General features: G+C 71.9%; 19 protein-coding genes and 2 tRNA genes. 11 read left to right on the top strand and 10 right to left on the bottom strand.

Going from position 1 to position 24,455, the window contains the following annotated elements; all coding sequences use genetic code 11:
• Positions 1-72 precede the first annotated feature (72 nt).
• Positions 73-145: transfer RNA gene (locus B4915_RS05755), tRNA-Lys, on the top strand.
• A 133-nt stretch (positions 146-278) separates the two neighbouring features.
• On the opposite strand, the gene B4915_RS05750 is transcribed toward B4915_RS05755, so the two are convergent.
• Positions 279-908, bottom strand: coding sequence for a LysE family translocator (locus tag B4915_RS05750; protein ID WP_105804928.1), 630 nt, complete (start codon positions 906-908; stop codon positions 279-281).
• 101 nt (positions 909-1,009) lie between these two features.
• On the opposite strand from B4915_RS05750, the gene B4915_RS05745 reads away from it, so the two are divergent.
• Together B4915_RS05745 and B4915_RS05740 are read left to right on the top strand one after the other, a co-directional pair.
• Positions 1,010-1,082 (top strand) — tRNA-Ala (locus B4915_RS05745).
• A 438-nt stretch (positions 1,083-1,520) separates the two neighbouring features.
• Positions 1,521-1,763 carry an addiction module protein gene (locus B4915_RS05740; RefSeq protein WP_105804883.1) on the top strand — a complete coding sequence of 81 codons (243 nt, stop codon included), beginning with the start codon at positions 1,521-1,523 and terminating at the stop codon, positions 1,761-1,763.
• A gap of 210 nt (positions 1,764-1,973) precedes the next feature.
• Here the strand turns inward: B4915_RS05740 and B4915_RS05735 are convergent, their stop codons facing one another.
• From B4915_RS05735 to galU, 4 genes are all read right to left on the bottom strand, one after another.
• A complete protein-coding gene (locus B4915_RS05735; protein WP_245907360.1) occupies positions 1,974-2,588 on the bottom strand; it encodes a YoaK family protein in 615 nt (204 codons plus the stop codon).
• Between the two features lie 252 nt (positions 2,589-2,840).
• The gene (locus B4915_RS05730) at positions 2,841-3,992 is read right to left on the bottom strand and encodes a hypothetical protein (protein WP_105804881.1); all 1,152 of its coding nucleotides are present in this window, start codon (positions 3,990-3,992) and stop codon (positions 2,841-2,843) included.
• A 94-nt stretch (positions 3,993-4,086) separates the two neighbouring features.
• A complete protein-coding gene (locus B4915_RS05725) occupies positions 4,087-4,698 on the bottom strand; it encodes a GNAT family N-acetyltransferase (RefSeq protein WP_281258198.1) in 612 nt (203 codons plus the stop codon).
• Between the two features lie 3 nt (positions 4,699-4,701).
• Positions 4,702-5,628 carry a UTP--glucose-1-phosphate uridylyltransferase GalU gene (gene galU, locus B4915_RS05720; protein ID WP_105804926.1) on the bottom strand — a complete coding sequence of 309 codons (927 nt, stop codon included), beginning with the start codon at positions 5,626-5,628 and terminating at the stop codon, positions 4,702-4,704.
• 58 nt (positions 5,629-5,686) lie between these two features.
• On the opposite strand from galU, the gene B4915_RS05715 reads away from it, so the two are divergent.
• Positions 5,687-6,328: a 5-formyltetrahydrofolate cyclo-ligase gene (locus tag B4915_RS05715; protein WP_105804880.1), complete on the top strand. Its 642-nt coding sequence runs from the start codon at positions 5,687-5,689 to the stop codon at positions 6,326-6,328.
• 11 nt (positions 6,329-6,339) lie between these two features.
• Positions 6,340-6,672 (top strand): FmdB family zinc ribbon protein, encoded by a 333-nt coding sequence (locus B4915_RS05710; protein ID WP_105804879.1) that lies wholly within the window; start codon positions 6,340-6,342, stop codon positions 6,670-6,672.
• 325 nt (positions 6,673-6,997) lie between these two features.
• Here the strand turns inward: B4915_RS05710 and B4915_RS05700 are convergent, their stop codons facing one another.
• The 3 genes from B4915_RS05700 to B4915_RS05690 all read right to left on the bottom strand — a co-directional run bounded on the left by B4915_RS05700 (position 6,998) and on the right by B4915_RS05690 (position 13,130).
• Positions 6,998-10,801, bottom strand: coding sequence for an AAA family ATPase (locus B4915_RS05700; protein ID WP_245907359.1), 3,804 nt, complete (start codon positions 10,799-10,801; stop codon positions 6,998-7,000).
• 113 nt (positions 10,802-10,914) lie between these two features.
• Positions 10,915-12,309 carry a uracil-xanthine permease family protein gene (locus tag B4915_RS05695; RefSeq protein ID WP_105804877.1) on the bottom strand — a complete coding sequence of 465 codons (1,395 nt, stop codon included), beginning with the start codon at positions 12,307-12,309 and terminating at the stop codon, positions 10,915-10,917.
• Positions 12,310-12,359: 50 nt separating this feature from the next.
• The gene (locus B4915_RS05690; protein ID WP_105804876.1) at positions 12,360-13,130 is read right to left on the bottom strand and encodes a FadR/GntR family transcriptional regulator; all 771 of its coding nucleotides are present in this window, start codon (positions 13,128-13,130) and stop codon (positions 12,360-12,362) included.
• Positions 13,131-13,402: 272 nt separating this feature from the next.
• On the opposite strand from B4915_RS05690, the gene B4915_RS05685 reads away from it, so the two are divergent.
• From B4915_RS05685 to B4915_RS05665, 5 genes are all read left to right on the top strand, one after another.
• The gene (locus tag B4915_RS05685) at positions 13,403-14,917 is read left to right on the top strand and encodes an ABC transporter substrate-binding protein (protein ID WP_105804875.1); all 1,515 of its coding nucleotides are present in this window, start codon (positions 13,403-13,405) and stop codon (positions 14,915-14,917) included.
• 262 nt (positions 14,918-15,179) lie between these two features.
• Positions 15,180-16,127, top strand: coding sequence for an ABC transporter permease (locus B4915_RS05680; RefSeq protein ID WP_105804874.1), 948 nt, complete (start codon positions 15,180-15,182; stop codon positions 16,125-16,127).
• A gap of 1 nt (position 16,128) precedes the next feature.
• Complete coding sequence (locus B4915_RS05675; protein ID WP_181158468.1) at positions 16,129-17,037, top strand: ABC transporter permease; 909 nt, start codon at positions 16,129-16,131, stop codon at positions 17,035-17,037.
• Positions 17,034-18,935, top strand: coding sequence for a dipeptide ABC transporter ATP-binding protein (locus B4915_RS05670; protein ID WP_105804873.1), 1,902 nt, complete (start codon positions 17,034-17,036; stop codon positions 18,933-18,935). The genes B4915_RS05675 and B4915_RS05670 overlap by 4 nt, the downstream gene beginning before the upstream one ends.
• The gene (locus B4915_RS05665; protein WP_105804872.1) at positions 18,932-20,356 is read left to right on the top strand and encodes an amidase; all 1,425 of its coding nucleotides are present in this window, start codon (positions 18,932-18,934) and stop codon (positions 20,354-20,356) included. Before B4915_RS05670 ends, B4915_RS05665 begins: the two co-directional genes overlap by 4 nt.
• Positions 20,357-20,411: 55 nt before the next feature.
• Here B4915_RS05665 and B4915_RS05660 read toward each other — a convergent pair whose 3' ends face one another.
• A complete protein-coding gene (locus B4915_RS05660; protein WP_105804871.1) occupies positions 20,412-21,245 on the bottom strand; it encodes an SDR family NAD(P)-dependent oxidoreductase in 834 nt (277 codons plus the stop codon).
• Positions 21,246-21,400: 155 nt separating this feature from the next.
• Positions 21,401-23,140, bottom strand: coding sequence for an aldehyde dehydrogenase family protein (locus B4915_RS05655; RefSeq protein WP_245907358.1), 1,740 nt, complete (start codon positions 23,138-23,140; stop codon positions 21,401-21,403).
• 174 nt (positions 23,141-23,314) lie between these two features.
• On the opposite strand from B4915_RS05655, the gene B4915_RS05650 reads away from it, so the two are divergent.
• Entirely contained in the window at positions 23,315-24,445 is a 1,131-nt protein-coding gene (locus tag B4915_RS05650) for a 3-isopropylmalate dehydrogenase (protein ID WP_105804870.1), read from the top strand.
• The last annotated feature ends 10 nt before the right edge of the window (positions 24,446-24,455 follow it).

Below are 24,455 nucleotides of genomic sequence, written 5' to 3'. Positions count from 1 at the left end.
CGGTCGCCGTGGCGTCACCGCGGTCACCGTGGTCACCGTGGTCGCCGCGGAACCGCTAGAATCGGTGTCCGCGGGCCTCTAGCTCAGTTGGTAGAGCATCGGACTTTTAATCCGCGGGTCGTGGGTTCGAGTCCCACGGGGCCTACGACACCGCTCGGCTGCGCGCGACGGCATTCCCCCACCGGGGCGCCGCTCCGGCCGGGATCCTGCTCCGGGATCCTGTTCTCGCCGGGATCCCGCTCCGGCCGGGATCCTGTCCCTGCCGGACCGCCGTGCGGTCAGTGCACGAAGAGGAGCAGCGCCGCCATCGCGATGAACAGGCCCCCGAAGACGCGGTTGAGGATCCGCTGGCCGCGCGGCGTGGAGACGTACCGGCGGAAGGGCCTCGCCGCCACCGCGAAGAAGAACCACATCACCAGGATGTCGACGCCCACGATGGTGCCGATCAGCACGAGGTACTGCGGCAGCAGCGGCTCGTCTGCGCGGACGAACTGCGGGACGAACGCCAGGAAGAACACGACCGCCTTGGGGTTGAGGATGTTCACCCAGAATCCTCGGCGCAGCAGCGACCATGCGCTCTCGCCCCGGTACCCCGATTCGACCTCGCTCGGCGCGGCGGGGTTCGGCCGCGAAAGGATCAGCCGGAGCCCCAGGAAGACGAGGTACGCGGCCCCCGCATAGCGGATCGCGGTGAACACGACCGGGTTGCTCGCGACGATCACGCCCACGCCCGCGGCCACGATCAGGATGTAGGCGAGCAGCGCGAGCTGCTGCCCGAGCACCCCCCAGAGCGAGCGCCGCCAGCCCACGGAGAGCGCGTTCGACATCGTGTTCACCGCGCCCGCGCCGGGCGTCAGGCTGATGACGACCGAGGTGGTGAGCAGCGAGAGCCAGATCGCGGGGTGCACGGGCACAGTGTAGTGCCCGTCGGGATCGCGTCCCGCCCCCGGAGTCACGCCACGGGAATTTCGTGTTGAGTGGCCGATCCTGCTAGAGTGGGTCGCTGTCAGGGTCTGTGGCGCAGTTGGTAGCGCGTCTCGTTCGCAATGAGAAGGTCAGGGGTTCGATTCCCCTCAGATCCACCCTTGAAAAGCCCCGCAGCGCGGGGCTTTTCCGATCTTCGGGGAATCGCGCGGAATCCAGCACTCCCGGCGAGCCAGCGTTTCAGAGTGTGGTGGAAGTGTGCGATCTTGCAGCTTTGCTTACGCTCATCGGAACAATGGTCACTCGAGATGTTCGTGTTCCGCGAACTATACGCAACATTGAACTGATGACGGGAGCCTTGAATCAGACTCCTCAGGAGTCTGATTCGTACGAGGCACTTGATTCGATGCTCAAGAAATACATTGAGGATACTGGCTCGGTGCTGACCGCTTCGAAGAAAGTTAACAAGTTCAACGCGGGCATGAGTCGTGACTCGGAATGCCGCCGCGTGGGCGCTGGAACTCGTCTGAGGTCAAGACGCTCGCGGACCACTTCGGATCTGGTCAGCGTTCAGAGCGGGCAAGTACACTGATCCTATGACTCCTAAGCTGGCGGACTACATCGAGGCGGGCAAGCGCCTCGATCCTGATGAGCGCGAGATCGCAGCGCTTGCCCTCCAGCAGCTCGATGATACCGAACAGGCTGAAGTCGACGCCGCGTGGGATCAGGAGATCGACCGCCGCGTCTCCGAGATCGTGAACGGCGAGGTGGAACTCGTCGACAGCGACGAGACGTTCGCGATGATCCGCCGGATGATCGCTGATCGTCGAGGCGTATGAGTCTGCCGCGACGAGAGCATCCCGAGGCTCGCCGCGAAGCATACGAAGCCGCGGTCTGGTACGCAGACCGGGAACCTCGTCTCGCCGAGCGGTTCGCCCACGAGGCGCAAGATGCGCTCACGCCGAGGCTGTCGCGGAGCTCGAGGCTGCGGTTGCCTGGTACGAGGCCCAGCAGCCCGGTGCCGACGTGGCGCTGATCTCGCCCCCAAGTCAGGTCACGCGACGACGTCGAGTGCGCAGCACCTGCGCGGCGCCGAGCAGGAGAAGCGTGAGCGATGCGATCACGAGCGACCACAGCCCGCACAAGCGCCAGCTCATCGCCCCGACCACAGCCCCACCGCTGATCGCTCCCCACAGCAACAACGGACGGACCCAGCTGCTGCTGCGGCTCCCGCTCATGCGCTCCGCGACACTGAGCCCGAGGCTCACGAGCGTCCCGGTTGCATAGGTCAATGCGATCCGAGCTCGCCCGTCCACCACGAACAGCGTGTTCATTGCCCCCATCACGACTGCGAGACCCACCAGCGGGACGCCCGCGGTGGGCCAGAGCGCCACAGCGCCGGTTGCAGCGCCGAGCCCGAAGGCGATGGTGATGATCCGGCCCCCGACGCCGCGCCCCGGAAAGCGCAACGTCAGCAGCCGCCCCAGCACGACCCCGCCGACAAACGCTCCGACGAGGCCGAGAGCCAGCACCGCCGTTTCAGCATCGCCTCGGGTCAACTCCACGCCCGCCTGGGTCGAGTTCCCGCTCATGAACGAGACAAACAACCCGCCGGAGAGAATGAAGCCGATCGCGTCAACGAAGCCGGCGACACCGGTGAGCACGAGAGACCCTCCGTACGCGGCCCCCGACATCGACTTCATCTCTCTGTTATACCCCGCCGGAACACCGCACGCGCGCCACGCGGGTACAGGCGCGGACTCATGTCTGCCGCTCAGACGGGCACCTTGCAGCTTCGCCCCGTGGCCTGATGGCCACCGCCCATCTCGACACCCTCGGATCGAGGCGTAGCGATCCCCCGAGACGAAATCGGCCACCGGTCTCCCAGCAGGGCGCTGCGGGCGTGACGGAGCCGCTCAGCTGGCGTTGCGGCGGCGGCGCAGCGCGGCGTCGAGGTCGGGCATGCCCTGGCTCGTGTCGCCGATCACGCCCATCTGGCGCAGCCGCTCGCGGGCGGCGCGCTGCTGCGGGGTGAGCGACTGCGCAGGGGCACGGCGCGACACGACCGGCCCGGCGGAGTCGCGGTTGCCGGCCTCCAGGCCGGGAGTCGCGGACGGCACGTTTCTCGCGGCCGCCGCGGCCGCCGCCGCGGAGGCGGACTCTGCGTGTCCCGACGCGGGCCCCGACGCGGAGCTCACAGCGGCATCGAGCATCGCGGGAGCGGGAGCGGAAGCAGCCGGAGCCTGAGCGGCGCCCGCCCGGTCCCGCGCCACCTGCTCGCGCGCCTCGCGCAGCAGCATCGAATCGGGCTGGTTCTCGCGGGCGGGCGGGCGCTCGGCCCGCGCCCGCGCGAGCGCACGGGCCCGCTCGATCCGCTCGGCCGCCGCGCGCTGCGCCGCGGCATGGGCCTCGGCGGCCCGCTCCGCGTCCGTCTCGTCCAGCAGCTCCGCCCGCTCTGCGGTGTCGACGAACGGCTCGGCAGCCTCCGCGCGAGCACGCGCCGCCGGCTGCGCGTCGAGCCGGGCGCGCCCGGGCGCCATCAGCACGAGCCCGCCGACCGCCGTGGCCGAGATCAGGGCGCCCCAGACCAGCACGGCCGCGCCGCTGCCGGCGAGCGCGATCCCCGCCCCCACGAGCACGCCGAGCAGTCCGACGAGCGCGGCGAGCGCCGCAAGCGCGCGCAGCCGGCGGACGGCGGGCCGGCGCAGCCGTGCAGCGCGCCGCGCCACGATCTCGCGTCGCCGCGCCAGCTGGGCCTGCACCTCGGCCTGAGCCTGCACCGCCCGCGCCTCGGCCAGCTCCGCCTCGCGCTCGGCCTCCTGCCGCTTCTGCGCGGTGCGCAGCAGCCGCTCGTGCGCGAGCGCCTCCCGCGCCGTCGCCTCCACGTGCACCTCGCGGGGGACCTCGGCGGTCTCCGCCAGCACCCGGAGGGTGCGCTGCAGGCGCGCGGCGTTGCGTTCCGCGGCACGGAACTCGCGTCGCCGGATCCAGGCCGGCACGAGCACCGCCGCCCACAGCAGCGCGGCCACCACGAAGATCACTCCCCCGCCCAGCACGCCGCCCGTCATGGGGATCACTGTACGACGTGGAGCCGCTTCCCGCCTCCCGCCGCGCCGCGTGGCGCCGCGATCCGCGCGCGGTGTGCGCGGAGGCCCCGCCGTCTCACTCCCGGGACAGCCGGGCGGCGAGCCCCTCGGGCACATCCTCGCGGGTCACGGCGAAGCACTCGTGATCCCGCCACGCGCCGTCGATGTGGATGTAGGCGGCGCGGCGCCCCTCGTAGCGCAGCCCGAGCTTCTCCACGACCCGCAGCGAGGCGGAGTTCTCGGGGCGGATGCAGATCTCGACCCGGTGCAGCCCGAGATCGTCCAGCAGATAGTCGGTGGCGAGCGCCACGGCGGCCGGCGTGATGCCGCGGCCTGCGGCGTGCTCCGACACCCAGTACCCGATCTGCGCGGACTGCAGCGCGCCACCGCTCACCTCCGAAACGCTCAGCTGCCCCACGAGCTCCTCGTCGTAGAGCATCACGAAGGGGACGCCCGTCCCCTGCCGCAGCTGCCGTCGCAGCAGGCGCACGGTGGGGCGCATCGAGCGGGAACCGGGTTCGGCTCCGCCGCCGCCCGGGTGCGTCGCCTCCCAGCGCCGCAGCCAGTCGCGGTTGCGCTGCAGCAGCGCGCGCAGCGCTTCGGCGTCACCCATCCGCACCACCCGCAGGCCGACTCGCCCGTGCCTCAGGGCTTCGGGCTCCTCGATGGGGCGGCCGAGCGGGGCCACGGCTCAGTCGTTCTCGGCGGGTGCCTGCAGACGATCCGCGAAGTCGAGGATCCAGGAGCGGATCTCGGGACCGAGCTCCTCGTGGTCGACGCCGAGCAGCACATTCGCCTTGATCCAGTCGGCCCGGTCGCCCGTGTCGTAGCGGCGGCCCCGGAAGACGACGCCGTAGACCGGTCCTTCCCCGCCGCCCTCGGCGAGGATGTTGAGCGCGTCGGTGAGCTGGATCTCGCCGCCGCGGCCGGGGGGCAGCTCGTCGAGCAGGCCGAAGATCTCGGGCCGCAGCACGTAGCGGCCGATCACGGCGAGGTTGGAGGGCGCCTCCTCGGCGGCGGGCTTCTCCACGAGGCCGGTGACGCGCACCACGTCGGGGTCGTCGGTGGGCTCGACCGCCGCGCAGCCGTAGAGGTGGATGGACTCGCGCGGCACCTCCATCAGGGCGATGACGGTGGCGCCGCGGGCGTCGTGCTCGGCGACCATGCGGTCGAGCAGCGGATCGCGCGCATCGATGAGGTCGTCGCCGAGCAGCACCGCGAACGACTCGCGGCCGACGTGCCGGCGCGCGCAGGCGACGGCGTGGCCGAGGCCGAGGGGCTGGCCCTGGCGCAGGAAGTGGATCTCGGCGAGCTGGCTCGACTCGCGCACCTTGGCCAGCTTGCCCTCGTCACCCTTGCGCTTGAGCGTCTCCTCGAGCTCCGGCACGCTGTCGAAGTGGTTGGAGAGGTTGCCCTTGTTGCGGCCCGTGATGACGAGCACGTCGTCGAGGCCTGCGGCGACGGCCTCCTCCACCACGTACTGGATGGCGGGCTTGTCGACGATGGGCAGCATCTCCTTCGGCATGGCCTTGGTTGCCGGGAGGAAGCGGGTCCCGAGCCCCGCCGCCGGCACGACCGCCTTCGTCACCGAACCGTGCACGCGCTCTGAAGCTGTCATGCAGACCACCATATCCCGCGGCTGCGGGCCCACAAAGTCTGCGGGTACCGTAGGGACCATGAGCGAAGCGTTGTGCGCCTCCGGGGGTTCGGGCGGCTCCCGCGAGCCCCGCGGCGGCAGCGAGGACGAGAAGCGGCGGGTGCGTGCGCTCGTGCGGGCGCGCCGTCGCGCCATGAGCGAGGATGCCCGTTCGGCGGCCGGGGCGCTGCTGGCGCAGCGCCTCGGGGAGCTCGTCGCGGAGACGGGCGCCCGCAGCGTCACCTGCTACGCCTCGCTGCCCGACGAGCCCGCGACCTGGGGCTTCCTCCAGTGGGCGGAGCGGGAGGCGCTGGAGGTGCTGCTGCCGGTGATCCGGGAGGAGCGGGGCATGGACTGGATCCGCGCCTCGGGCGAGCTGCGCCCCGGGCCGCTCGGGATCCTGGAGCCCGTGGGCGTCCCGGCCACCTCAGAGGAACTGGCCCGCGTCGAGCTGATGCTCGTGCCGGCCTGCGCGGTCGATGAGCGGGGCACGCGGCTGGGCTGGGGAGGCGGCTACTTCGACCGTTTTCTCGCCTCGCGGGAGCAGCGGCCGCCGGTGTTCGCGCTCGTGTTCGATGCGGATGTCGTGCCGGGGCGGCCCGGGCTGCCGCGCGACCCGCACGATGCGCCGGTGGACGGGGCGGTGACGCCGGAGCGCATCCTGCGCTTCGGGAGCGGGTAGAATCGGGATCCGTGCCTACCTATGCCTACCGCTGCGCCGACTGCGGCCACGCCTTCGACATCTACCAGGCTTTCTCGGACGACGCGCTGACCGTCTGCCCCGAGTGCGGCGGGAAGCTGCGCAAGGTGTTCGGTTCGCTGGGCCTCACCTTCAATGGATCGGGCTTCTACCGCACCGACTCGCGCGCGGGCGGATCGGGTTCGGGATCGAAGGGTTCGGGATCGAAGGGTTCCGGATCCGGGGATTCGGGGTCCGGGTCCTCGGCTTCGGGCGGCTCGGGATCGGGTTCATCGGGATCGGGTTCGTCGGGATCCGGCGGCTCGGGATCCGCCTCCGCGGCCTGAACCGGCTCCCGGCCGGAGCGCACGGAAGGGCGCACCCCGCCCCGCACACCCCGGCACGGTGCACCCGGCACGCGCGGCTCCGACCCGGCTCAGCCCCAGTGCGGCGGGCGGTCCGCGGCGAGGCGCGCGTCGTTCTCGCCCTCGGGTCGCCGCTGTGCCGGCGGATCGTAGGGTTCGGGATCGCTGCCGGCAGGTGCCGGACGGCTCACCCGTCGCGGGCGACGGCTCTCCGCGCGGGAGCGATCCCCCGCGATGAGCCCGGGATCCCGATCCCGAGCACCTTCCCCGCCCGCGGCGCGCTCGCCCGCAGGCCGCCGCTCAGCCGTCACGCCGCCGCGCCGCCCTCGGGGTCGTAGCCGACGATGCGCGCGATGCGCAGCGCCACCTCCGCCGGATCCGCGAAGAGGTCGAAGCTCTGCACGCGGTGGTAGTGCCAGCCCAGCCGGCGCAGCACCGCGGGCCGCAGGCGGAGCGTGTCGCGCAGGCTCTCGCCGCCCACGGTCCCGAAGTCGAGGTCGACCGCGATGGCCCGCTCCCCGAGGGACGCCGCGAGCGGGATCGCGCCGCGGTAGTCGATCGCGACGGTGAGACCCAGATCCCGGAGCCGGTCGGCCAGCTCCCCGAGCATGGGGTCCCGCTCGGCGGGCAGGGCGGCGGGCTGCGGCTGCGGATGCTCGAAGGCGAGCAGCTCCGCGAGCTCCACCACGCCGTGCTTGATGCGCGCCGTGTCGAGATCCTCGGGCTTGAAGCAGCTGACGATCGTCATCGCGCGGCGCGCGCGGGTCATCGCGACCGCGAGCAGCCGCTCGCCGCCCGGCCTGCCGAGCGCGCCGAAGTTGGAGAGCACGCGCCCGTGCGGGGTGCGCCCGTAGCCGATGGAGAAGATCACGCGGTCGCGGCTCTGCGCGGTCGCCTGTTCCAGGGTGAGCACCGCGAACGGCTCCGCGCGCTCCCCGAGCAGGAATTCTCGGTACTGCGGGAACTTCGAGAACGCCTGCAGCACCGCCTGATACACGCGCACCGCGTGCCGTTCGCTGGCGGTGATCACCATCAGCGACTCCGAGATGCGCTCGCTCGCGTGCTCCAGCACCAGCTGCACGACCCGCTCGACCTCGGCATCGGTGCTCTCCACCGCGCCCGTGTGCTGGTCGGGCAGGCCCTGGCCGCCGTGCACGAACTCGTAGGTGAGGCTCGAGTGCCCGAGGAAGCTGCCCGCCCACGGCAGCGACTGGATCGCGCCGCCGTAGAAGCGGGTGTTGACGAGGTCGGTGAGGTCCTCCCCGCCGGCCCGGTAGCTGCGCGTCAGGGCGAGCGTGGGCAGTACCCGGCCGAGCTGCGCGAAGGCGGAGCTCTGGTGCAGGCGCTCAGCCTCCTCCTCGCCCGGCGCGTCCTCCTCCGCGGGCGCCCCCACCGAGATCTCGAAGCGGGAGGGGGTCTGCGTCATCGTGTCGCCGAAGGCGACCACCTGCTCGGCGCGACGGATCGCGCTCAGGTTCTCGGCAAGGGTCGTGGCGCCCGCGTCGACGAGCAGCGCAGCGTCGAAGCGCATCCCGTCGGGCAGCTGGGCGACCTCGTAGGGCGACATCGTCCACACCGGGGCGAGCGTGTGCAGCAGCGTGGGGGCGCGCTGCGCGAGCGCCGCCACGGACACGTAGCCGCCGCGCAGCGCCTCCCGCATGGCGAGCGCCTCCTGCTTGTGGTCGAGCACGGCCACGCGCCAGGCGTCCGCGAGCGAGGAGGCGAGCAGGGCGCCGTTCGCGCCGCAGTGCGCGTCGTCGACGAGGCGGAAGTCGGCTTCGAGGCGCTCGATGACGCTCGTGTTGGCGCTGAGCAGCGCGGGGTTCGTCTGCAGCATGCGCTCCAGCGCGGACTGCCACCAGGCCAGTTCGAGTTCGTCCGCGACGTCCTCCGCCGGCACGTGCCGCGCGGAGAGGTCGTCGAGCAGCGGTTCGAGGTGCGCGGCGCGCAGGCGCTCGACGATCGCGGTCCGCTCCTGGATGTTCTGCAGCACCTCCGACTCGCGCGCCAGCTCGGAGACCCGGCCGGCGAGCCGCGCGAGGGAGAGGTTCTTGAGCCGCTCCGCGTCGCCGTGGACGCCGAGCACGCGGTCGAGCTGGTCGAGATCCTGGTAGGCGGACTGGAAGGCCACCACCACGTCCGCGATCCCCAGCGGCACCTCGGGCCGCGCCCCCACCACGGTGGTGTAGCGCTGCCACAGCACCCGCTGCTGCTGGATCTGCACGAGCCGCGAGTACATGTCGCCGATGTGGACGCCGGGCCGCACGTATTCGCGGGCCAGCTTGCGCAGGCGGCGCTTGTTGGCGGCGGACATCTCGTCCGAGCCGCGCGGCGCGTGGGCGGCGATCACCTCGGTGAGGGAGCGGTCGTAGACCTCGGGGGTGAAGCGGTCGAGGGTGTCGCGGATCCCCATGAGCAGCCGGAGGTACACGCCGAGCTCGGCGATCGTCTCGTAGGGGCGCATGGAGGTCTGGCTGACGACCTCGTTCGCCATCGACACGAGCCGCGGCAGCTGGGACTCTGCGAGGTCCACCGCGAGCGCGTACGCCGAGCGGGCCTCCTCCGTGGTCGCGAAGTCGACGCCGTACCACGGCGAGTCCTCGGGGCCGTACTGGAACTGGCCGAGCCGGGCGACCTCGGTGAGCGCCTCCGCGACGGAGCTGCGGTCGAGGGTGAGCTGGCCGAGCGCCTGCTCGTCGAGCCGCACGGTGGTGCTCGGGGGGCGCTCGCCGAGCGCGAGCACGGTGAGGCGGCGCAGGGCGTCGAGCGGGGAGACCCCGAAGGTGGGGTCGGGCTCGGTGAGGGCGCGCTGGTAGTCGAGGAGGGCGCCGCGCAGGCGCGTCAGCGCCTCGTCGACGTCGCGCAGCTGCTCGGGCCTGGCGTTCTCGTTGCGGCTGATCGCCTCGACGAGGTTGCGACGGAGGCGCCGCGGGCTGACCGCGAGGCCCGCGAGGCCGGCCCGCGACAGGCGGTGGGTGATGCCGTCGAGGGTGGCGCGGCGCGGTGAGACCACGAGCACGCGCTTGCCGGCGCGCACGAGGTTGCCGATCGCGTTGACGACGGTCTGAGTGCCGCCCGTGCCGGGGAGCGTGTGGACGACGAGGGAGTGGCCGGCGTCGATCTGGGCGAGCACGTCGTCCTGCTCGGCGTCGGCGTCGTAGAGGCAGCGGTCCGTGTCGGGTGAGCGCTCGTCGGGCGGGGTGGGGCTCACCGGCCGGTAGCTCTCGGCGAGGCGGCGCTTGGCCGGCTCGTTGCCGCAGACGGCGGCGAGGATCGGAACGTCGAGGTCCTTCGCGTCGGACGCCATGCGCTGGGACACGTTGTGGAAGGAGGAGACGACGAGCCGCGGCTGCACGACGAAGCCGGGCACGCCGGCGACCATCTGCCGCAGGCGGTCGATCACGGGCTGCGGCTTGAACACGCCCTCCGACTGCGAGAGCTCGATGAGCACGCGCGCGTCGAGCGTGATCCCGAACTGGGCGCGCAGCACCCGGATCAGCTCGGAGTTGACGACGGGGAACTGCTTGAGCTTCAGCTCGAAGTCGCGGCCATAGCGGCGGATCGCGAGCGGGCGCAGCAGCACCGGCGCGCAGAAGTCCTCGCCCTCGAAGCTCCACTTGGCGATGCCGATGCCGAGGTTGACGGTCTCAAGCCCGCGCACCGTGCGCATCTCGATCGCCTTGTCGGTGACGCGGCCGGCGGCGGCGCGGGCGTGGCGCAGCGCGAGGTCGTCGCGGATCAGCGCGGAGAGCAGGATCTTGTTGCCCGTGATGAACTGGGGCAGGCCGCCTGGGTGCGTGGTGGAGAGCTCGATGCGGTTGGCGGGCCGGTCGTCGAAGTGCAGCAGCGGGTTGCGGCCGCCGATGCCCGCGAGCTCACGCCGCCAGTCGGCGTGCTCGTCCGCGAAGCTGTCCACGAGGGTCACGGGCCCGGCGAGCTGCGCGGCGAGATCGGGGGCCGCGGCGGCGTCCTCCCGGGGAGCGGGGGCGGGATCGGGCGCGGTGGCGAGGGCGCCCTCGCTCCGGGGCTGCTCCCCCGAGACGGGCGCCTCCCCGGTACCGTTCTCGCCGCGGTCCTTTTCTGGCCGCCGTCGCCGATCAACACTCCACACACCGCCACCCTAAGCGGCGCGGCGGGGAATTCCCGCAATCGGTGCGGTGTTTCTTGGCACTGGCGTTCCAGCGCGAAACGCGGATCGGGTGGGCGGCGCGATGCCGAGGCGGCTCAGCGCCGCGTCTGCGCCGCCTCTTCCCCGTTCGCCGCCGTCACCACGGGATCGGCGAGCTCGACGCGCCCGCCGCGCAGCCGCGCGAGGCCGCTCATCAGGTGGTAGACGCCGATGGCGGCGAGCGAGCCGAGGGCGATGCCGTTGAAGACGACCGGGTGGCCGTCGGAGCCGAGTTGCAGGCCGAAGTCGGCGATGCCGACGATCAGCGGCACCGCCGCCGAGAACTGGTTGATCGGCTTGGAGAAGTCGACGCGGTTGTCGATCCAGATCTTCACGCCGATGAGGCCGATGAGGCCGTAGAGCGCGACGGTGACGCCGCCGAGCACCGCGGGCGGCACCGAGAAGATGAGCGCGCCGACCTTGGGTGAGAAGCTGAGCAGGATCGCGATGGCGCCCGCCACCCAGTAGGCGGCGGTCGAGTAGACGCGGGTCGCGGCCATCACGCCGATGTTCTCGCCGTAGGTGGTGGTGCCCGAGCCGCCGCCGAAGCCGGCGAGCACCGTGGAGAGGCCGTCGGCGAGCAGGGCGCGGCCGGTCACGGGGTCGAGGTCGCGGCCGATCATGAGGCCGACGCTCTTGACGTGGCCGACGTTCTCGGCGATGAGCACGAGCACGACGGGCAGGAAGGCGGGCAGCAGCCCCCACAGCGAGGGATCCGCGAAGGGGTTGCCGACCGCGTGGAAGCCGGGCAGGCCGAGCCACGGAGCGTCGGCGACGGCGGCGAAGTCCACGAGCCCGGTGAGCGCTGCGATCACGTAGCCGACGGCGACGCCGAGCACGATGGCGAGGCGTCCGATGAGCCCGCGGAACACGACCGTGATGAGCAGGATCGCGAGAAGCGTGGCGAGCGCCACCCACGAGGAGAGCGCCTGGTCCGCGTCGGGGTTGTTCGCCGGATCGCCCAGCCAGTTGTTCTTCACCGCGGGCGCGAGGTTGAAGCCGATGAGCGCGACGATCGCGCCCATCACCACGGGCGGCATGAGCGCGTTGATCCACGCCGTGCCGAAGCGGTGGACGACGAGCCCGACGATCGCCATGAGCACGCCGATCGACAGGATCCCGAAGGAGGCGCGGCCGAGGTCGCCGTCGGGGCCTGCCGCGGTCGCCGCCAGGATCGGGGCGATGAACGCGAAGGAGGAGCCGAGGTAGCTGGGCAGGCGGTTGCCGGTGAGCAGCAGGAAGAGGAGCGTGCCGAGGCCCGAGAAGAACAGCGTTGCCGTGGGGCTGAAACCGGTGATGAGCGGCACGAGGAAGGTCGCGCCGAACATGGCGACGACGTGCTGGGCGCCGAAGCCGATGGTGCGGGGCCAGCTCATGCGCTCCTCGGGGAGCACGATCGCGTCGGAGGAGACGCGCTTGCCGTCTCCGTGCAGCTTCCAGGGCAGCGCCATCGGGGCTCCTTCGGGGTTCGTGACCGGCGCGACCGCGCCAACGCACTATATTAAGGCGTCGCGTCCCGCCCGAGGAACCGTTCGAGAGTGGCTCGCTCGGCGTCGTCGAGCATCGGCGCGAAGCGGTCGGCGATCGCGCCGCGCGCGATGCGGCCCGCCTCGGCGGCGTCCCGGCGCTCGATCGCGGCGAACAGGCCGCCGTCGATCCGTGCCGAGTCGCGCTTCACCGCGGGGTCGCCGCCGCTGCGTTCGGCGTCCCGCTGCAGCAGTTCCCGCAGCGCGCCGGCGACGGCCTGGCCGCTGAGCGAGAGGATGCGGTTGCCGCTCGCCTCCCAGATGCGCTCGTGGAAGGAGAGATCGGCCTCGGCGAAGTCGGGGGCGTCGCGTTCGGCCGCCTCGCGCATCCGCTCGATCGCGTCGCGCATGCGGCCGAGCTGCTCGGCGTCGTGCCGGATCGCGGCGAGCTCGCTCGCCGAGCCGTCGAGCACGATCCGGAACTGCACGAGCTCGGCGAGGCCCAGCGTGGCGGTGCCGAGCATGGTGCGGAAGGATCTGCCGAGGGTGTCGGCGGAGGGGGCGAGCACGACGGGACCGCCGCGGGTGCCGGGGCGGGGTTCGAGCAGGCCCATGCTCTGGAGCACGCGCAGCGCCTCGCGGACCGTCGGCCGGCTGACGCCGAACTGCACCATCAGCTCACGCTCGCTCGGCAGCTGGGATCCGACGGGGAACTCGCCCGAGAGGATCGCCTCCTCGATCTGCTCGACGATGCGCTGGTAGGTGTACACCGGCGAGGCTGCGGTGAAGCGGTGCGAGGAGGTCAACGCTGAATCTCCTTCGGGTGCGCGACGGCGGACAGAGGCGCCCTCAGTCTATGGGGCCGGGGCGAGTCGGCGGCTCCGGGCGACGCTTGCACCCAGTGGCCTTACCATCTATCCTAATCCAAGGTTCTCAGGGAAGAGGGACGAGCACCCCAGCGACGGCGATCCCGTTCGCCGGCCCTCGCCTCGCCGAGACCCCGGCCGGGGGCACGACCCACGCCCCGCAGCGCCACGACGCCCACGAGCCGAGCCCTCGGCCACTGCGACAGGAAGCAATGATGCGACGCAAGACCCCCCTCATCCTCTCCGCGGCGCTCGCCGCCGCCCTCGCCTTCACGGGCTGCTCCGCCGGCTCCGGCGGCGGAGCCTCCGACGGCGGAGCCACCCCCACCACCGCGAAGATCGCGCTCACGGCAGCCCCCGTGAACCTCGACTTCACCACCACCGCGGGCGCCGCGATCCCGCAGGCGCTCATGTCGAACGTCTACGAGGGCCTCGTCGAGGTGAACCAGGAGGGCGAGATCGTCCCGCTGCTCGCCAAGGACTGGAGCCTCAGCGACGACCGCAAGACCTACACCTTCACCCTCAACGAGGGCGTGACCTTCTCGAACGGCGAGCCCTTCACCGCCGAGGACGTGAAGTTCAGCTTCGACCGCGTCAAGAGCGACTGGACCACCACGCTCGCCGGCAAGATGGACGTCGTCGACGAGGTCGAGGTCGTCTCGGACACCGAGGTCGCCGTGCATCTGAGCCGCCCCTCGAACGCCTGGCTCTTCGACATCGCCACCCCCGTCGGCGCCATCTTCACCCCCACCGGGGTCGACGACCTCGCCAACACCCCCGTCGGGACCGGCCCCTACGAGGTCTCCGCGTGGACCCAGGGCCAGAGCCTCGTGCTCGACACCCGCGACGACTACTGGGGCGACAAGCCCGGCGTCGAGCAGGTCACCCTGCAGTACTTCGCCGACGCCACCGCCACCACCAACGCACTGCGCACCGGCGACGTCGACGCCATCGTGAACCTGCAGGCCCCCGAGCTGGTGAGCACCTTCGAGGAGGATCCCGCCTTCTCCGTCGTCTCCGGCACCTCCAGCGGCGAGGTCTCGCTGTCGCTCAACAACCGCGTCGCCCCCTTCGACGACGTGCGGGTGCGCCAGGCCGTGCTCCACGCCCTCGACCGCCAGGCCATCATCGACACCGCGTGGAACGGCTACGGCTCGCTGACCGCCACCTACGTCACGCCGCTCGAGCCCTACTACGTCGACCTCAACGACACCTACGCCTACGACCCCGACAAGTCGCGCGAGCTGCTCAAGGAGGCCGGCGCCGAGAACCTCGACATCACCTTCACGGTGCCCACGCGCCCCTACGCGCAGGCCGTCTCCGAGATCGTCGTCTCGCAGCTCGCCGAGGTCGGCATCAACGCGACCATCGAGTCCTCCGAGTTCCCCGCCGTGTGGCTCGACGAGGTGTTCACGAACCACGACTACCAGATGACCACCGTGCTCGCGGTCGAGGCCCGCGACGCGCTCACGGTCTTCAACAACCCCGACTACTACATCGGCTACGACAACTCGAAGATCGCGCCGATCGCCGCCGAGGCCGACGCCGCCGACGAGGCGGGCTACCTCGCGGGCATGGAGAAGATCCAGCGCCAGATCGTCGACGACGCCGCCAGCGGGGTGCTGTTCCTCTTCCCCAACATCGTCATCAGCAAGACCGGTCTGCAGGGCCTGCCCGAGAACGCGATCGTCGAGGCGATCGACCTCACCGATCTGAGCTGGCAGTAGATTCGGGGTGGGGCGGGGCGTCTCGGCGCCCCGCCCCGCACTCGGTTCCGCACCGCCCGCCCGGCCCCCGGCCCTTTTCCCCATCTGACCCTGCCGACGACATGCAGGGGTGGAGCTCCTGGGGGGCCCTGCTTCTTCAAAAAAAAAACACATAAGTTCTTATCCTTCGTCATTTACTTACTCCGTATCTACGTCGATCACGTGCCATGGGGCTCCTAGCTGCTGGCCGTTCCCCCGGGACCGGCCAGCAGCTAGGAGCCCCATGGCACTCCGACTCCTCGTGAATCTCGCGCGATTCGCGGTCACCTTCCTCGTGGCGACCGTCGTCGTCTTCCTGTTCATGCGCCTGATCCCCGGCGATCCGGCGCAGGTCGCCCTGGGCGTCAACGCGAGCCCCGAGCTGCTCGAGCAGGTGCGCGCCCAGTTCGGCACCGACCGGCCGCTCGCCGTGCAGTACTTCGACTGGGTCGGCGGCCTGCTGCGCGGTGACTTCGGGATCTCCTACGTCACGCGGCAGGACATCAGCCCGCTCGTCATCGACCGGCTCCAGGTCAGCCTCATCCTCGTGCTCACGGCGATGGCGGTCGCCCTGCTCGCCGCGATCCCGCTCGGCACCATCGCGGCCGTGCGCCACCGCAACTTCTCCGGCGTCGCCATCGGAGCCGCCTCCCAGTTCGGCGTCGCCATCCCCGGCTTCCTCGCCGGCATCCTCCTCGTCATGATCTTCTCCATCCAGCTCGGCTGGCTGCCAGCGGGCGGGTGGACGCCGCCCGGGCAGGACTTCGGCGACTTCCTGCGCCGCCTCGTCCTCCCCGTGCTCGCGCTCGCCTCGGTGCAGGGCGCGATCCTCACCCGCTACGTGCGCAGCGCGGTCCTCGAGATCATGAGCGAGGACTACCTGCGCACCGCCCGCGCGAAGGGACTCAGCAAGACGGGCGCGCTGCTCAAGCACGGGATGCGCAACGCCGCGATCCCCGTCATCACCGTCACCGGCGTGCAGATCGCGGCGCTCATCATCGGCGCGGTCGTGATCGAGCGGGTGTTCGTGATCCCGGGCCTCGGCTCGATGCTGCTCGACGCCGTCGGCAACCGCGACCTGCTCACGGTGCAGTCGCTCGTGATGGTGCTGGTCGCCATCACGCTGCTCATGAACCTCCTCATCGACATCGTCTACACGATCGTCGACCCGCGTATGCGAAAGAGCGCCTGACATGGACACCACGCAGAACCCCGTCCCCGCGAGCCAGGCGCCGCGCACGCAGGCCGTCTCGGCGCCCGCAGCACCGCGCCGTCGCGGCGGCCGCCGCCTCTCGCCGACGCTCATCGCCGGCCTGGTGCTCGTCGGCATCGTCGTCGTCACCGCCGCCCTCTCGCTCGTGTGGACGCCCTACGACCCCGTGCAGGCCGTGCCGGCGGACCGGCTTCAGGGCCCCAGCGCGGCGCACCTCTTCGGCACCGACAAGTACGGCCGGGACCTGTTCTCGGGGATGCTCGTCGGCGCGCGCATCACGCTGTTCGTCGGGCTCATCTCGGTGGGCATCGCGCTGCTCCTGGGCACGCCGCTCGGCATCATCGCGGGCATTCGCGGCGGGTGGATCGAGGAGCTCATCATGCGCACCTCGGACATCGCGCTCGCCTTCCCCGCGCTGCTGCTCGCGATCATGTTCGGCGCGGTGTTCGGCCCCTCCACGGTCTCCGCGATGATCGCGATCGGGATCTCCACGATCCCGGGCTTCGCGCGCGTGGCCCGCTCGGGCACCCGCCAGGTCATGAACACCGAGTACGTGCTGGCTGCCCGGGCCGCCAGCCAGTCGCGCTTCCGCATCGCACTGCGGCACGTGCTGCCGAACATCATCGGCATCGTGGTCGTGCAGTGCTCGGTGGCGTTCGCGCTCGCCGTGCTCGCGGAGGCGGCGCTCAGCTTCCTCGGCCTCGGCACGCCGCCGCCGACGCCCTCGTGGGGGCGCATGCTGCAGGAGTCGCAGCAGTTCCTCGGCACCCACCCCACGCTCGCGATCTTCCCGGGTGCGGCCATCGCGATCGCCGTGATGGGCTTCAACCTGCTCGGTGACGGGCTGCGAGACCGGTTCGACCCCAAGCTCAGCGGAGGCCGCGCATGAACGCCACCCCGAGCGGCGCCGCGGCGCCGCACACCGCCACCCCCGCCGCCCGTGGCACGGGCCCGGAGCACGGCGAGCTGCTCCTCGCCGTCGATCACCTGCGCGTCACCGCCGGTGACAAGCCCCTCGTGCACGACCTCTCCCTGCACATGCGCCGGGGCGAGCGCATCGGCCTGATCGGCGAGTCGGGCTCCGGCAAGTCGATGACCGCGACGGCACTGCTCGGGCTGCTGCCCGAGGGCGTCACGGCCACCGGCTCGGTGCGGCTCGGCGAGACCGGGCCGAATCTGCTCGAAGCCTCGGAGCGGGAGCTCATGCGGGTGCGCGGCAAGGACGCGGCGATGGTGTTCCAGGAGCCGCTGAGCGCGCTCAACCCGCTCATGCGGGCGGGCGATCAGGTGGCCGAGATCATGCTGCAGCACCGCACCGTGCCGAACCGCGCGGCGGCACGCCGGCGCGCGGTGGAGATGCTCGACGCCGTGCAGCTGCCGAACCCCGCGGAGGCGGCGCGCGCCTACCCGCACCAGCTCTCGGGCGGTCAGCGGCAGCGCGTCATGCTCGCGATGGCGCTCGCCAACGACCCGAGCCTGCTGCTCTGCGACGAGCCGACCACGGCGCTCGACGTCACCGTGCAGCGGCAGGTGCTCGACCTCATCCTCGAGCTCGTGCGCGAGCGCGGCACCGGTCTGCTGTTCATCACCCACGACCTCGCCGTCGTGGCGAACATGTGCACGCGCGTGCTCGTGATGAACCGCGGCGAGATCGTCGAGGAGGGACCGACGGAGCAGGTGTTCACGCACCCACGGCACCCCTACACGCGCGGGCTGCTCGCCGCCTCCGATCTGGAGGCCACCGACGCGAACGGCCGGCTGTTCACGGTTGCGAGCGCGGCCGCGTACGTGCCGCCGGGCACGGGCCACGCCGAGCAGCAGGACGGCGGAGCTGCGGAGCGGCGCGCCGCCGGGCCGGAATCCGGGCCGGGATCCGGCGCAGGATCGGGACCGGGATCCGTGCCGGGATCGGGATCCGAGCCGGGATCCAAGCCGGGATCCGTGCCGGGATCGGGATCCGGATCGGGATCCGCCCCCGTGATCCGCGTCTCCGAGCTCGTCCGCACCTACTCGCGCGGCCGCACCAGCCTGCTCAAGCCCGCCCCGCAGGTGCAGGCGCTGAAGGGCATCTCCTTCGAGGTGCCCGAGGGCGGGCGCCTCGGCGTGGTCGGCGAGTCCGGCTCCGGCAAGTCGACGCTGCTGCGCATCCTCGCCGGCCTCGACCAGCCCACCTCGGGCAGCGCGGTCGTCGCCGGGAACGAGGTCGCTGGCGCCCGCGAGTCGCAGCTGCGCGAGCTGCGGCAGAACCTGCAGATCGTGTTCCAGGATCCGATGGGCTCCCTCGACCCGCGCATGACCGTGGAGCAGGTCATCTCGGAGCCGCTGCTGGTGCGCGGCCGCAACGAGAGCGCCGCAGAGCGCTCGCGCCTGGTGGCCGAGATGCTGGAGGCCGTGGGCCTGCCTGCAGAGTCGGCCGCGCGCTACCCGCACCAGTTCTCGGGCGGGCAGCGCCAGCGCATCTCGATCGCGCGGGCGCTCATCTGCCGCCCGAAGGTGGTGGTCGCCGACGAGCCGGTGAGCGCGCTGGACGTGTCGGTGCGCGCGCAGGTGCTCAATCTGCTCGCCGATCTCGTCGACGAGTACGGCCTGACGCTCGTGTTCGTCTCGCACGACCTCGGCGTGGTGCGGCACCTGTGCGACTCGGTGGTGGTCATGCAGTCGGGCGAGATCGTCGAGGCCGGCGACACCGAACGCGTCTACCAGAATCCGGCGCACCCCTACACGCGCCGCCTCATCGACTCCTCCCTCACCCTGCGGCAGGAGCTCGCCGGAAGGAGCACCCCGTGACCGAGCAGCAGCAGATCATCGCGGCCGACGCCGGAGAGCTCGCGGCGGCCTACGCCGACGGCCGGCTCACCCCCAGCGAGGTCGCGGAGGCGGTGATCGCGCGCGTGGAGGCGCGGGAGCCGGAGCTCAACGCGCTGTACCTGTTCGACGCCGCCGAGGTGCGCGCCGACGCGGCCGAATCGACCGAGCGCTGGCGGGAGGGCCGCCAGCTGAGCCCCTTCGACGGGGTGCCCGCGACGGTGAAGGAGAACATCGCGCGCGCCGGGAAGCCGAAGCCCTCGGGCACCGCGATCCCGAACCCGCCCATCGCCTCCGCGAACGCGCCCGCCACCGAGCGGCTGCTCGAAGCGGGCGCCGTGATCGTCGGCTCGACCACCATGCCCGACTGGGGGATGCTCTCCTCCGGCGTCTCCAGCCTGCACGGGATCACGCGCGGCGCCCTCAACCCGGCGCACACGGCTGGCGGTTCGAGCGCGGGCGCGGGCACGGCCGCCGCCGCGGGCTACGGGCCCCTGCACCTGGGCACCGACATCGGCGGCTCGATCCGCCTCCCCGGCTCCTGGCAGGGGCTCGCGGCGCTCAAGCCGAGCGAGGGCCTGATCCCGCTCGACGTGCCCTACACCGGCCGCGCCGCGGGTCCCCTCACCCGCACCGTAGCCGACGCGATCCGGCTGATGTCGATCGTGGCGCGCCCCGATCCGCGCGACTATCTGACGCGCCCCTACCCGCCGATGGAGTGGTCGACGGAGCCGCTCGCGCCGCAGGGGATGCGGGTCGCGCTGCAGCTCGACGCCGGATCGGGGCTGCCGGTGGAGGCGGAGACCCGCCGCGCGGTGGAGCGCGCCGCCGCGCTGTTTGAGGCGGCGGGCGCCGTGGTGGAGCCGATCGGTCCCTTCGTGCCGGCCGAGGTGCTCGACGGGCTCGTCAACTTCTGGCGCAGCCGCTCCTTCGCCGACTTCGAGGAGCTGAGCGAGGCGGATCGCGCGCACGTGCTGCCCTTCATCGCGGAGTGGTGCCAGGCGGGCGCCGGATTCAGCGCCGCCGAGACGGTGCGCCACCGCGGCTGCGCGGACCGGATGGCGCAGCTCACGCGCGCCGCGACGGAGCCCTTCGATCTGGTGCTCTCGCCGGTCACCCCCGTCGCCGCCTTCGCGGCCGAGGATCCCATGCCGATCACGGATCCGCTGCAGACGATGGGCCACATCTCCTTCACGGTGCCCTACAACATGTCGGGTCAGCCCGCGGTGTCGGTGGGCGCGGGCGTGCAGGCGGACGGGCGCACCATCGGCGTGCAGATCGCCGGGCGGATCGGCTCCGACGACCGCCTGCTGCGCGTGGCCCGCTGGTTCGAGACCGTGCGCGGACCCGCCGCCGAGCCCGACTGGGTGTTTCTTATACACATCTTACGCCGCCGACGATAATCGGTGTTGATCGTTCGTAGGCTGTATTTTATTTTTGAACGAGCGCGCAGCCCCCCTACGCCGACCCACTGCATATCGTCGGCGGCGTCGGATGTGTAAAAGAGACAGGGGTGAAGCGGCCGTCGATGGCGGTCCAGCCGCCGTCGACGAAGAGCGTGGATCCGGTCACGAAGCTCGCCGCGTCGGAGACGAGGTAGACCACGGCCCCCGCCAGCTCATCGGGGCGCGACCAGCGACCCAGGGCGCTCTTCGTGGCGTAGGCCCGGCCCCACTCCTCGTCGCTCTGGATCTGCGCCGTCAGTGGCGTCTCCACGATCCCCGGGGCCACCACGTTGACACGCACGCCGCTCGGCCCGAACTCGGCGGCGGCCGTCTTCGCGAGCTGCACGAGGCCCGCCTTCGTGGCCGCGTAGACGCCCTGGCCGGGCTCCACGACCTGCGCCCGGATCGAGGCGAAGCCGACGATGGAGCCGCCGCCGTTCGCGGCGAAGGCGCGCCCGAAGTGGCGGATGAGCTGGAAGGAGGAGCGCAGATTGAGGTTCACCACCCGGTCGTACTCGTCCATCGTGTAGTCCTCCATGCGCTTGCGCACGTTCATCGCGGCGGTGAAGACGAGCCCCGCCGCGTCCGCGTAGCGTTCGGCTGCCGCCTCCACCTCGGCGTCGTCGAGCACGTTCAGCGCGGTCGCCTCGGCCACGCCGCCGCGCTCGGCGATCGCCGCAGCCGTCGACTCGGCAGCCTCCAGCGACAGATCCGCCACGACCACGCGTGCGCCGTGCGCGGCGAGCGCGAGGGCCGCCTCGCGGCCGATTCCGCCCGCGCCCACCACGACGACGGTTCGGCCGTCGAGCTGGAAGAGGCGGGTGTAGTCGGGGGTGCTGGTGGTCATCTGCGCTGCTTTCTGCGGGTGGGTTTTACACAACTCCGAGCCCCCGAGACCGAGGCTGGGTTCGTATGCCGGCTTCTGCTTGGAAAAAAAAAAAAGCAACCGATCGAATCCGACTGTCAACCCGTCCGCAAACTTCTCACTTGTACTTCATCCCGTTAATGTATCTGCGCCGCACANGTCTGCAGCGGATCCGTGATCGGCATGGGATCCTCGGCCGCGAAGGCGGCGACGGGGGTGACCGGCGAGAGCACCAGATCGAAGGGCTCCGTCGCGGCGCGCGTGAGCTGCGCCATCCGGTCCGCGCAGCCGCGGTGGCGCACCGTCTCGGCGGCGCTGAATCCGGCGCCCGCCTGGCACCACTCCGCGATGAAGGGCAGCACGTGCGCGCGATCCGCCTCGCTCAGCTCCTCGAAGTCGGCGAAGGAGCGGCTGCGCCAGAAGTTGACGAGCCCGTCGAGCACCTCGGCCGGCACGAAGGGACCGATCGGCTCCACCACGACGCCCCCGACCTCCAGGCGGTCGAGCGCCGCGAAGGCGGTTTCGAGGGAGGCGGTGAAGACCGCGGCCTGCAGGCCGTAGCGGGAGTCGTTCACCACCGCGATCGCCTCGTCGACGGAGTCGACCACGGTCAGGCACACGACCGGGCCGAACACCTCCTCGCGCCACACCTCCGCGTCGCGCGGCACCGAGCCGAGCACCACGGGCGGGAGCGCGGCGGCCGCGACCGGGCCCTCGCCCGCCGCAAGCGCCTCGGGCGAGGGGGCGAGCAGCTCCGCGCCCGCGGCGAGCGCGGCTTCGACGGCGGCGCGGATCCGGCGCCCCGAGGCCTCGTTGATGACGGGCGCGAGGTGCGTGCCGGGATCGCGGGGATCCCCCACCACCAGCTCCCCCAGCCGCTCCACGAGCCGCGCCGAGAACGCCTCGGCGATGCCGCGCTGCAGCACGATGCGCTGCACCGAGATGCACGCCTGCCCGTTCGCGTAGAAACCGCCGGCGAGCACCGCGCCGACGGCGGCCTCGACGTCGGCGTCGTCGGCGACGATGAAGCCGGTGTTCGAGCCGAGTTCGAGCAGCGCCTTGCGCGGCGCGGCCTGCTGGGCGATGAGGTGCCCGATCTTCGCCGAGCCGGTGAACGAGACCACCTGGGCGCGCGGATCGCGGACCAGGAGCTCGCCCACCTCGGGGCCGCCGTTCACGAGCTGCGCGGCTGCGGCGGTGACGCCGTGCTCGGCGAGCACCTCGCGCACGATCAGCAGCATCTCGATGGTGGCGAGCGGCGTCTGCGGGGCGGGCTTCACGATGATGGGGCAGCCCGCGGCGATCGCCGGGGCGAGCTTGTGGGTGGCGAGCAGCAGCGGGTAGTTGAAGCCGGCGATGCCGATCACCACGCCGGCGGGCTTGCGCGTGTAGTAGCCGACCATGCCGCGGCCGAGCTCCTGCAGGTCGAGGGGCACCGTCTCACCGGTGACGTGCGAGGCCTCCTCGGCGGTGGCCTCGAAGGTGACGAGCGTGCGCGAGACCTCGGTGCGGCAGTCGCGCAGCGGCTTGCCGGTCTCGAGGACCAGGATCTGCTCGAAGCGCTCGCGCTCGGCGGCGATGCGGCGGCCGATCTCGCTCAGGATCGCCTTGCGCTGCGCGGTGGTGAGCGCCGCGCACTCGGCCCGCGCGGCCTCGGCGGCGTCGAGCGCCACGGCGGAGTCCGCGACCTCGCTCTGCGGGGCCCGGGCGACGAGGCTGCCGTCGAAGGGGAAGACGACGTCCCCGCTGCCGGCGACCGGGCGCCACTCGGCGCCGATGGGGAGGGCGCCGGCGGGGGCGCGAAGCTCCACGGCGTGGGGCGCGGCGGGACGCGCCTCGGCGGCGTGCGGGCGAGCGGCGTGCGGAGTGTGAGGCATGTGGGTTCCTTCGCGTGGGCCGTGCGGGTCGCGGCGGTGCGTGCGACGCTGCGGGTGGGCCGGCGCCGTCGCGCTGCCGCTCGCCCGGGGTGAGGGCGCGGCAGCCCTCGCGGCTGAGTGGCCTTACCATTAATATAGGTGAAAAGTTTGGCCGCGACAAGAAACGAGAACCCGATGACGCGCTCCCACTCCATCGCCGTCCTCCCCGGTGACGGCATCGGCCCCGAGGTCGTCTCCTGCGCCCTGCAGGTGCTCGACGCCGCCGAGGCGCGGCACGGCTTCACCACGGAGCGCCGCGAGTACGCCGCAGGCGCCGGGCACTACCTGGAGACCGGCGAGCTCTTCGCCGCGGTCGAGGAGGAGCTGCGTGACGCCGACGCGATCCTCTTCGGCTCGATGGGCGACCCCCGTGTCACCCCCGGCATCCTGGAGCGCGGCTTCATCCTTGAGATGCGGCAGCGCTTCCAGCAGGCCGCGAATGTGCGCCCCGTGCGCCTCTACCCCGGCGTCCCCACCCCCATCGCCGATCTCACGCCCGAGCGCTGCGAGCTGGTCATCGTCCGCGAGAACACCGAGGGCGCCTATGTGGGCCGCGGTTCCACCGTGCACGCGGGCACCCCGCACGCGGTCGCCATGCAGGAGTCCCTGAACACCCGCGCCGGCATCGAGCGCGTCGTCGACTTCTCGTTCCGGCTCGCGCTCGGCCGCCGCCGGCGGCTCACCCTCTGCCACAAGACCAACATCCTCGTCGCCGCCGGCCAGCTCTGGCAGCAGGTCGTCGCCGAGCTCGGCGAGCGCTACCCCGAGGTCGAGGTCGACTACGTGCACGTCGACGCGATGTGCTTCCACCTGCCGCTCACGCCCGAGCGCTTCGACGTGGTCGTCACGGACAACCTCTTCGGCGACATCATCACCGATCTCGGCGCCGTCATCCAGGGCGGCCTGGGCGTCGCCACCAGCGCGAACCTCAACCTCGACGGCACCGCCCCCAGCATGTTCGAGGCGATCCACGGCTCCGCCCCCGACATCGCGGGCACCGGCACCGCCAACCCCGCCGGGGCGATCCTCTCCCTCGCACTCATGCTCGGTCACCTCGGCGAGGGCGAGGCGGCGCGCGCCGTCGAGGCCGCGACCGTCGAGGTGCTGGGCGGGCTGCCCGCCCTCGCGGGGCCGGCGATGGGGCTCAGCACGGGCGAGATCGGATCGCGGATCGCGGATCTCGTGCGCTCGGGCGAGGCCTCGGCCGAGCTCGTGCCGGACTCCCTGCTCGGCACGCTCGCGGCGCTCCCAGCCTCGCGGCGCTGAGGCGGGCCGG

The sequence above is a fragment of the Leucobacter massiliensis genome, from assembly GCF_002982315.1.
Classification (GTDB): domain Bacteria; phylum Actinomycetota; class Actinomycetes; order Actinomycetales; family Microbacteriaceae; genus Leucobacter; species Leucobacter massiliensis.
Note: the sequence above shows the minus strand (reverse complement) of the source record. Positions and strands in the feature narration are given on the sequence as shown.

What these genes read in the sequence shown, in the direction of transcription:
- B4915_RS05740 (WP_105804883.1), top strand. Translation starts at nt 1,521, where the DNA reads ATGACTCCTAAGCTGGCGGACTACATCGAGGCGGGCAAGCGCCTCGAT.
- B4915_RS05730 (WP_105804881.1), bottom strand. Translation starts at nt 3,992, where the DNA reads ATGACGGGCGGCGTGCTGGGCGGGGGAGTGATCTTCGTGGTGGCCGCG.
- galU (WP_105804926.1), bottom strand. Translation starts at nt 5,628, where the DNA reads ATGACAGCTTCAGAGCGCGTGCACGGTTCGGTGACGAAGGCGGTCGTG.
- B4915_RS05715 (WP_105804880.1), top strand. Translation starts at nt 5,687, where the DNA reads ATGAGCGAAGCGTTGTGCGCCTCCGGGGGTTCGGGCGGCTCCCGCGAG.
- B4915_RS05695 (WP_105804877.1), bottom strand. Translation starts at nt 12,309, where the DNA reads ATGGCGCTGCCCTGGAAGCTGCACGGAGACGGCAAGCGCGTCTCCTCC.
- B4915_RS05685 (WP_105804875.1), top strand. Translation starts at nt 13,403, where the DNA reads ATGATGCGACGCAAGACCCCCCTCATCCTCTCCGCGGCGCTCGCCGCC.
- B4915_RS05680 (WP_105804874.1), top strand. Translation starts at nt 15,180, where the DNA reads ATGGCACTCCGACTCCTCGTGAATCTCGCGCGATTCGCGGTCACCTTC.
- B4915_RS05675 (WP_181158468.1), top strand. Translation starts at nt 16,129, where the DNA reads ATGGACACCACGCAGAACCCCGTCCCCGCGAGCCAGGCGCCGCGCACG.
- B4915_RS05670 (WP_105804873.1), top strand. Translation starts at nt 17,034, where the DNA reads ATGAACGCCACCCCGAGCGGCGCCGCGGCGCCGCACACCGCCACCCCC.
- B4915_RS05660 (WP_105804871.1), bottom strand. Translation starts at nt 21,245, where the DNA reads ATGACCACCAGCACCCCCGACTACACCCGCCTCTTCCAGCTCGACGGC.
- B4915_RS05650 (WP_105804870.1), top strand. Translation starts at nt 23,315, where the DNA reads ATGACGCGCTCCCACTCCATCGCCGTCCTCCCCGGTGACGGCATCGGC.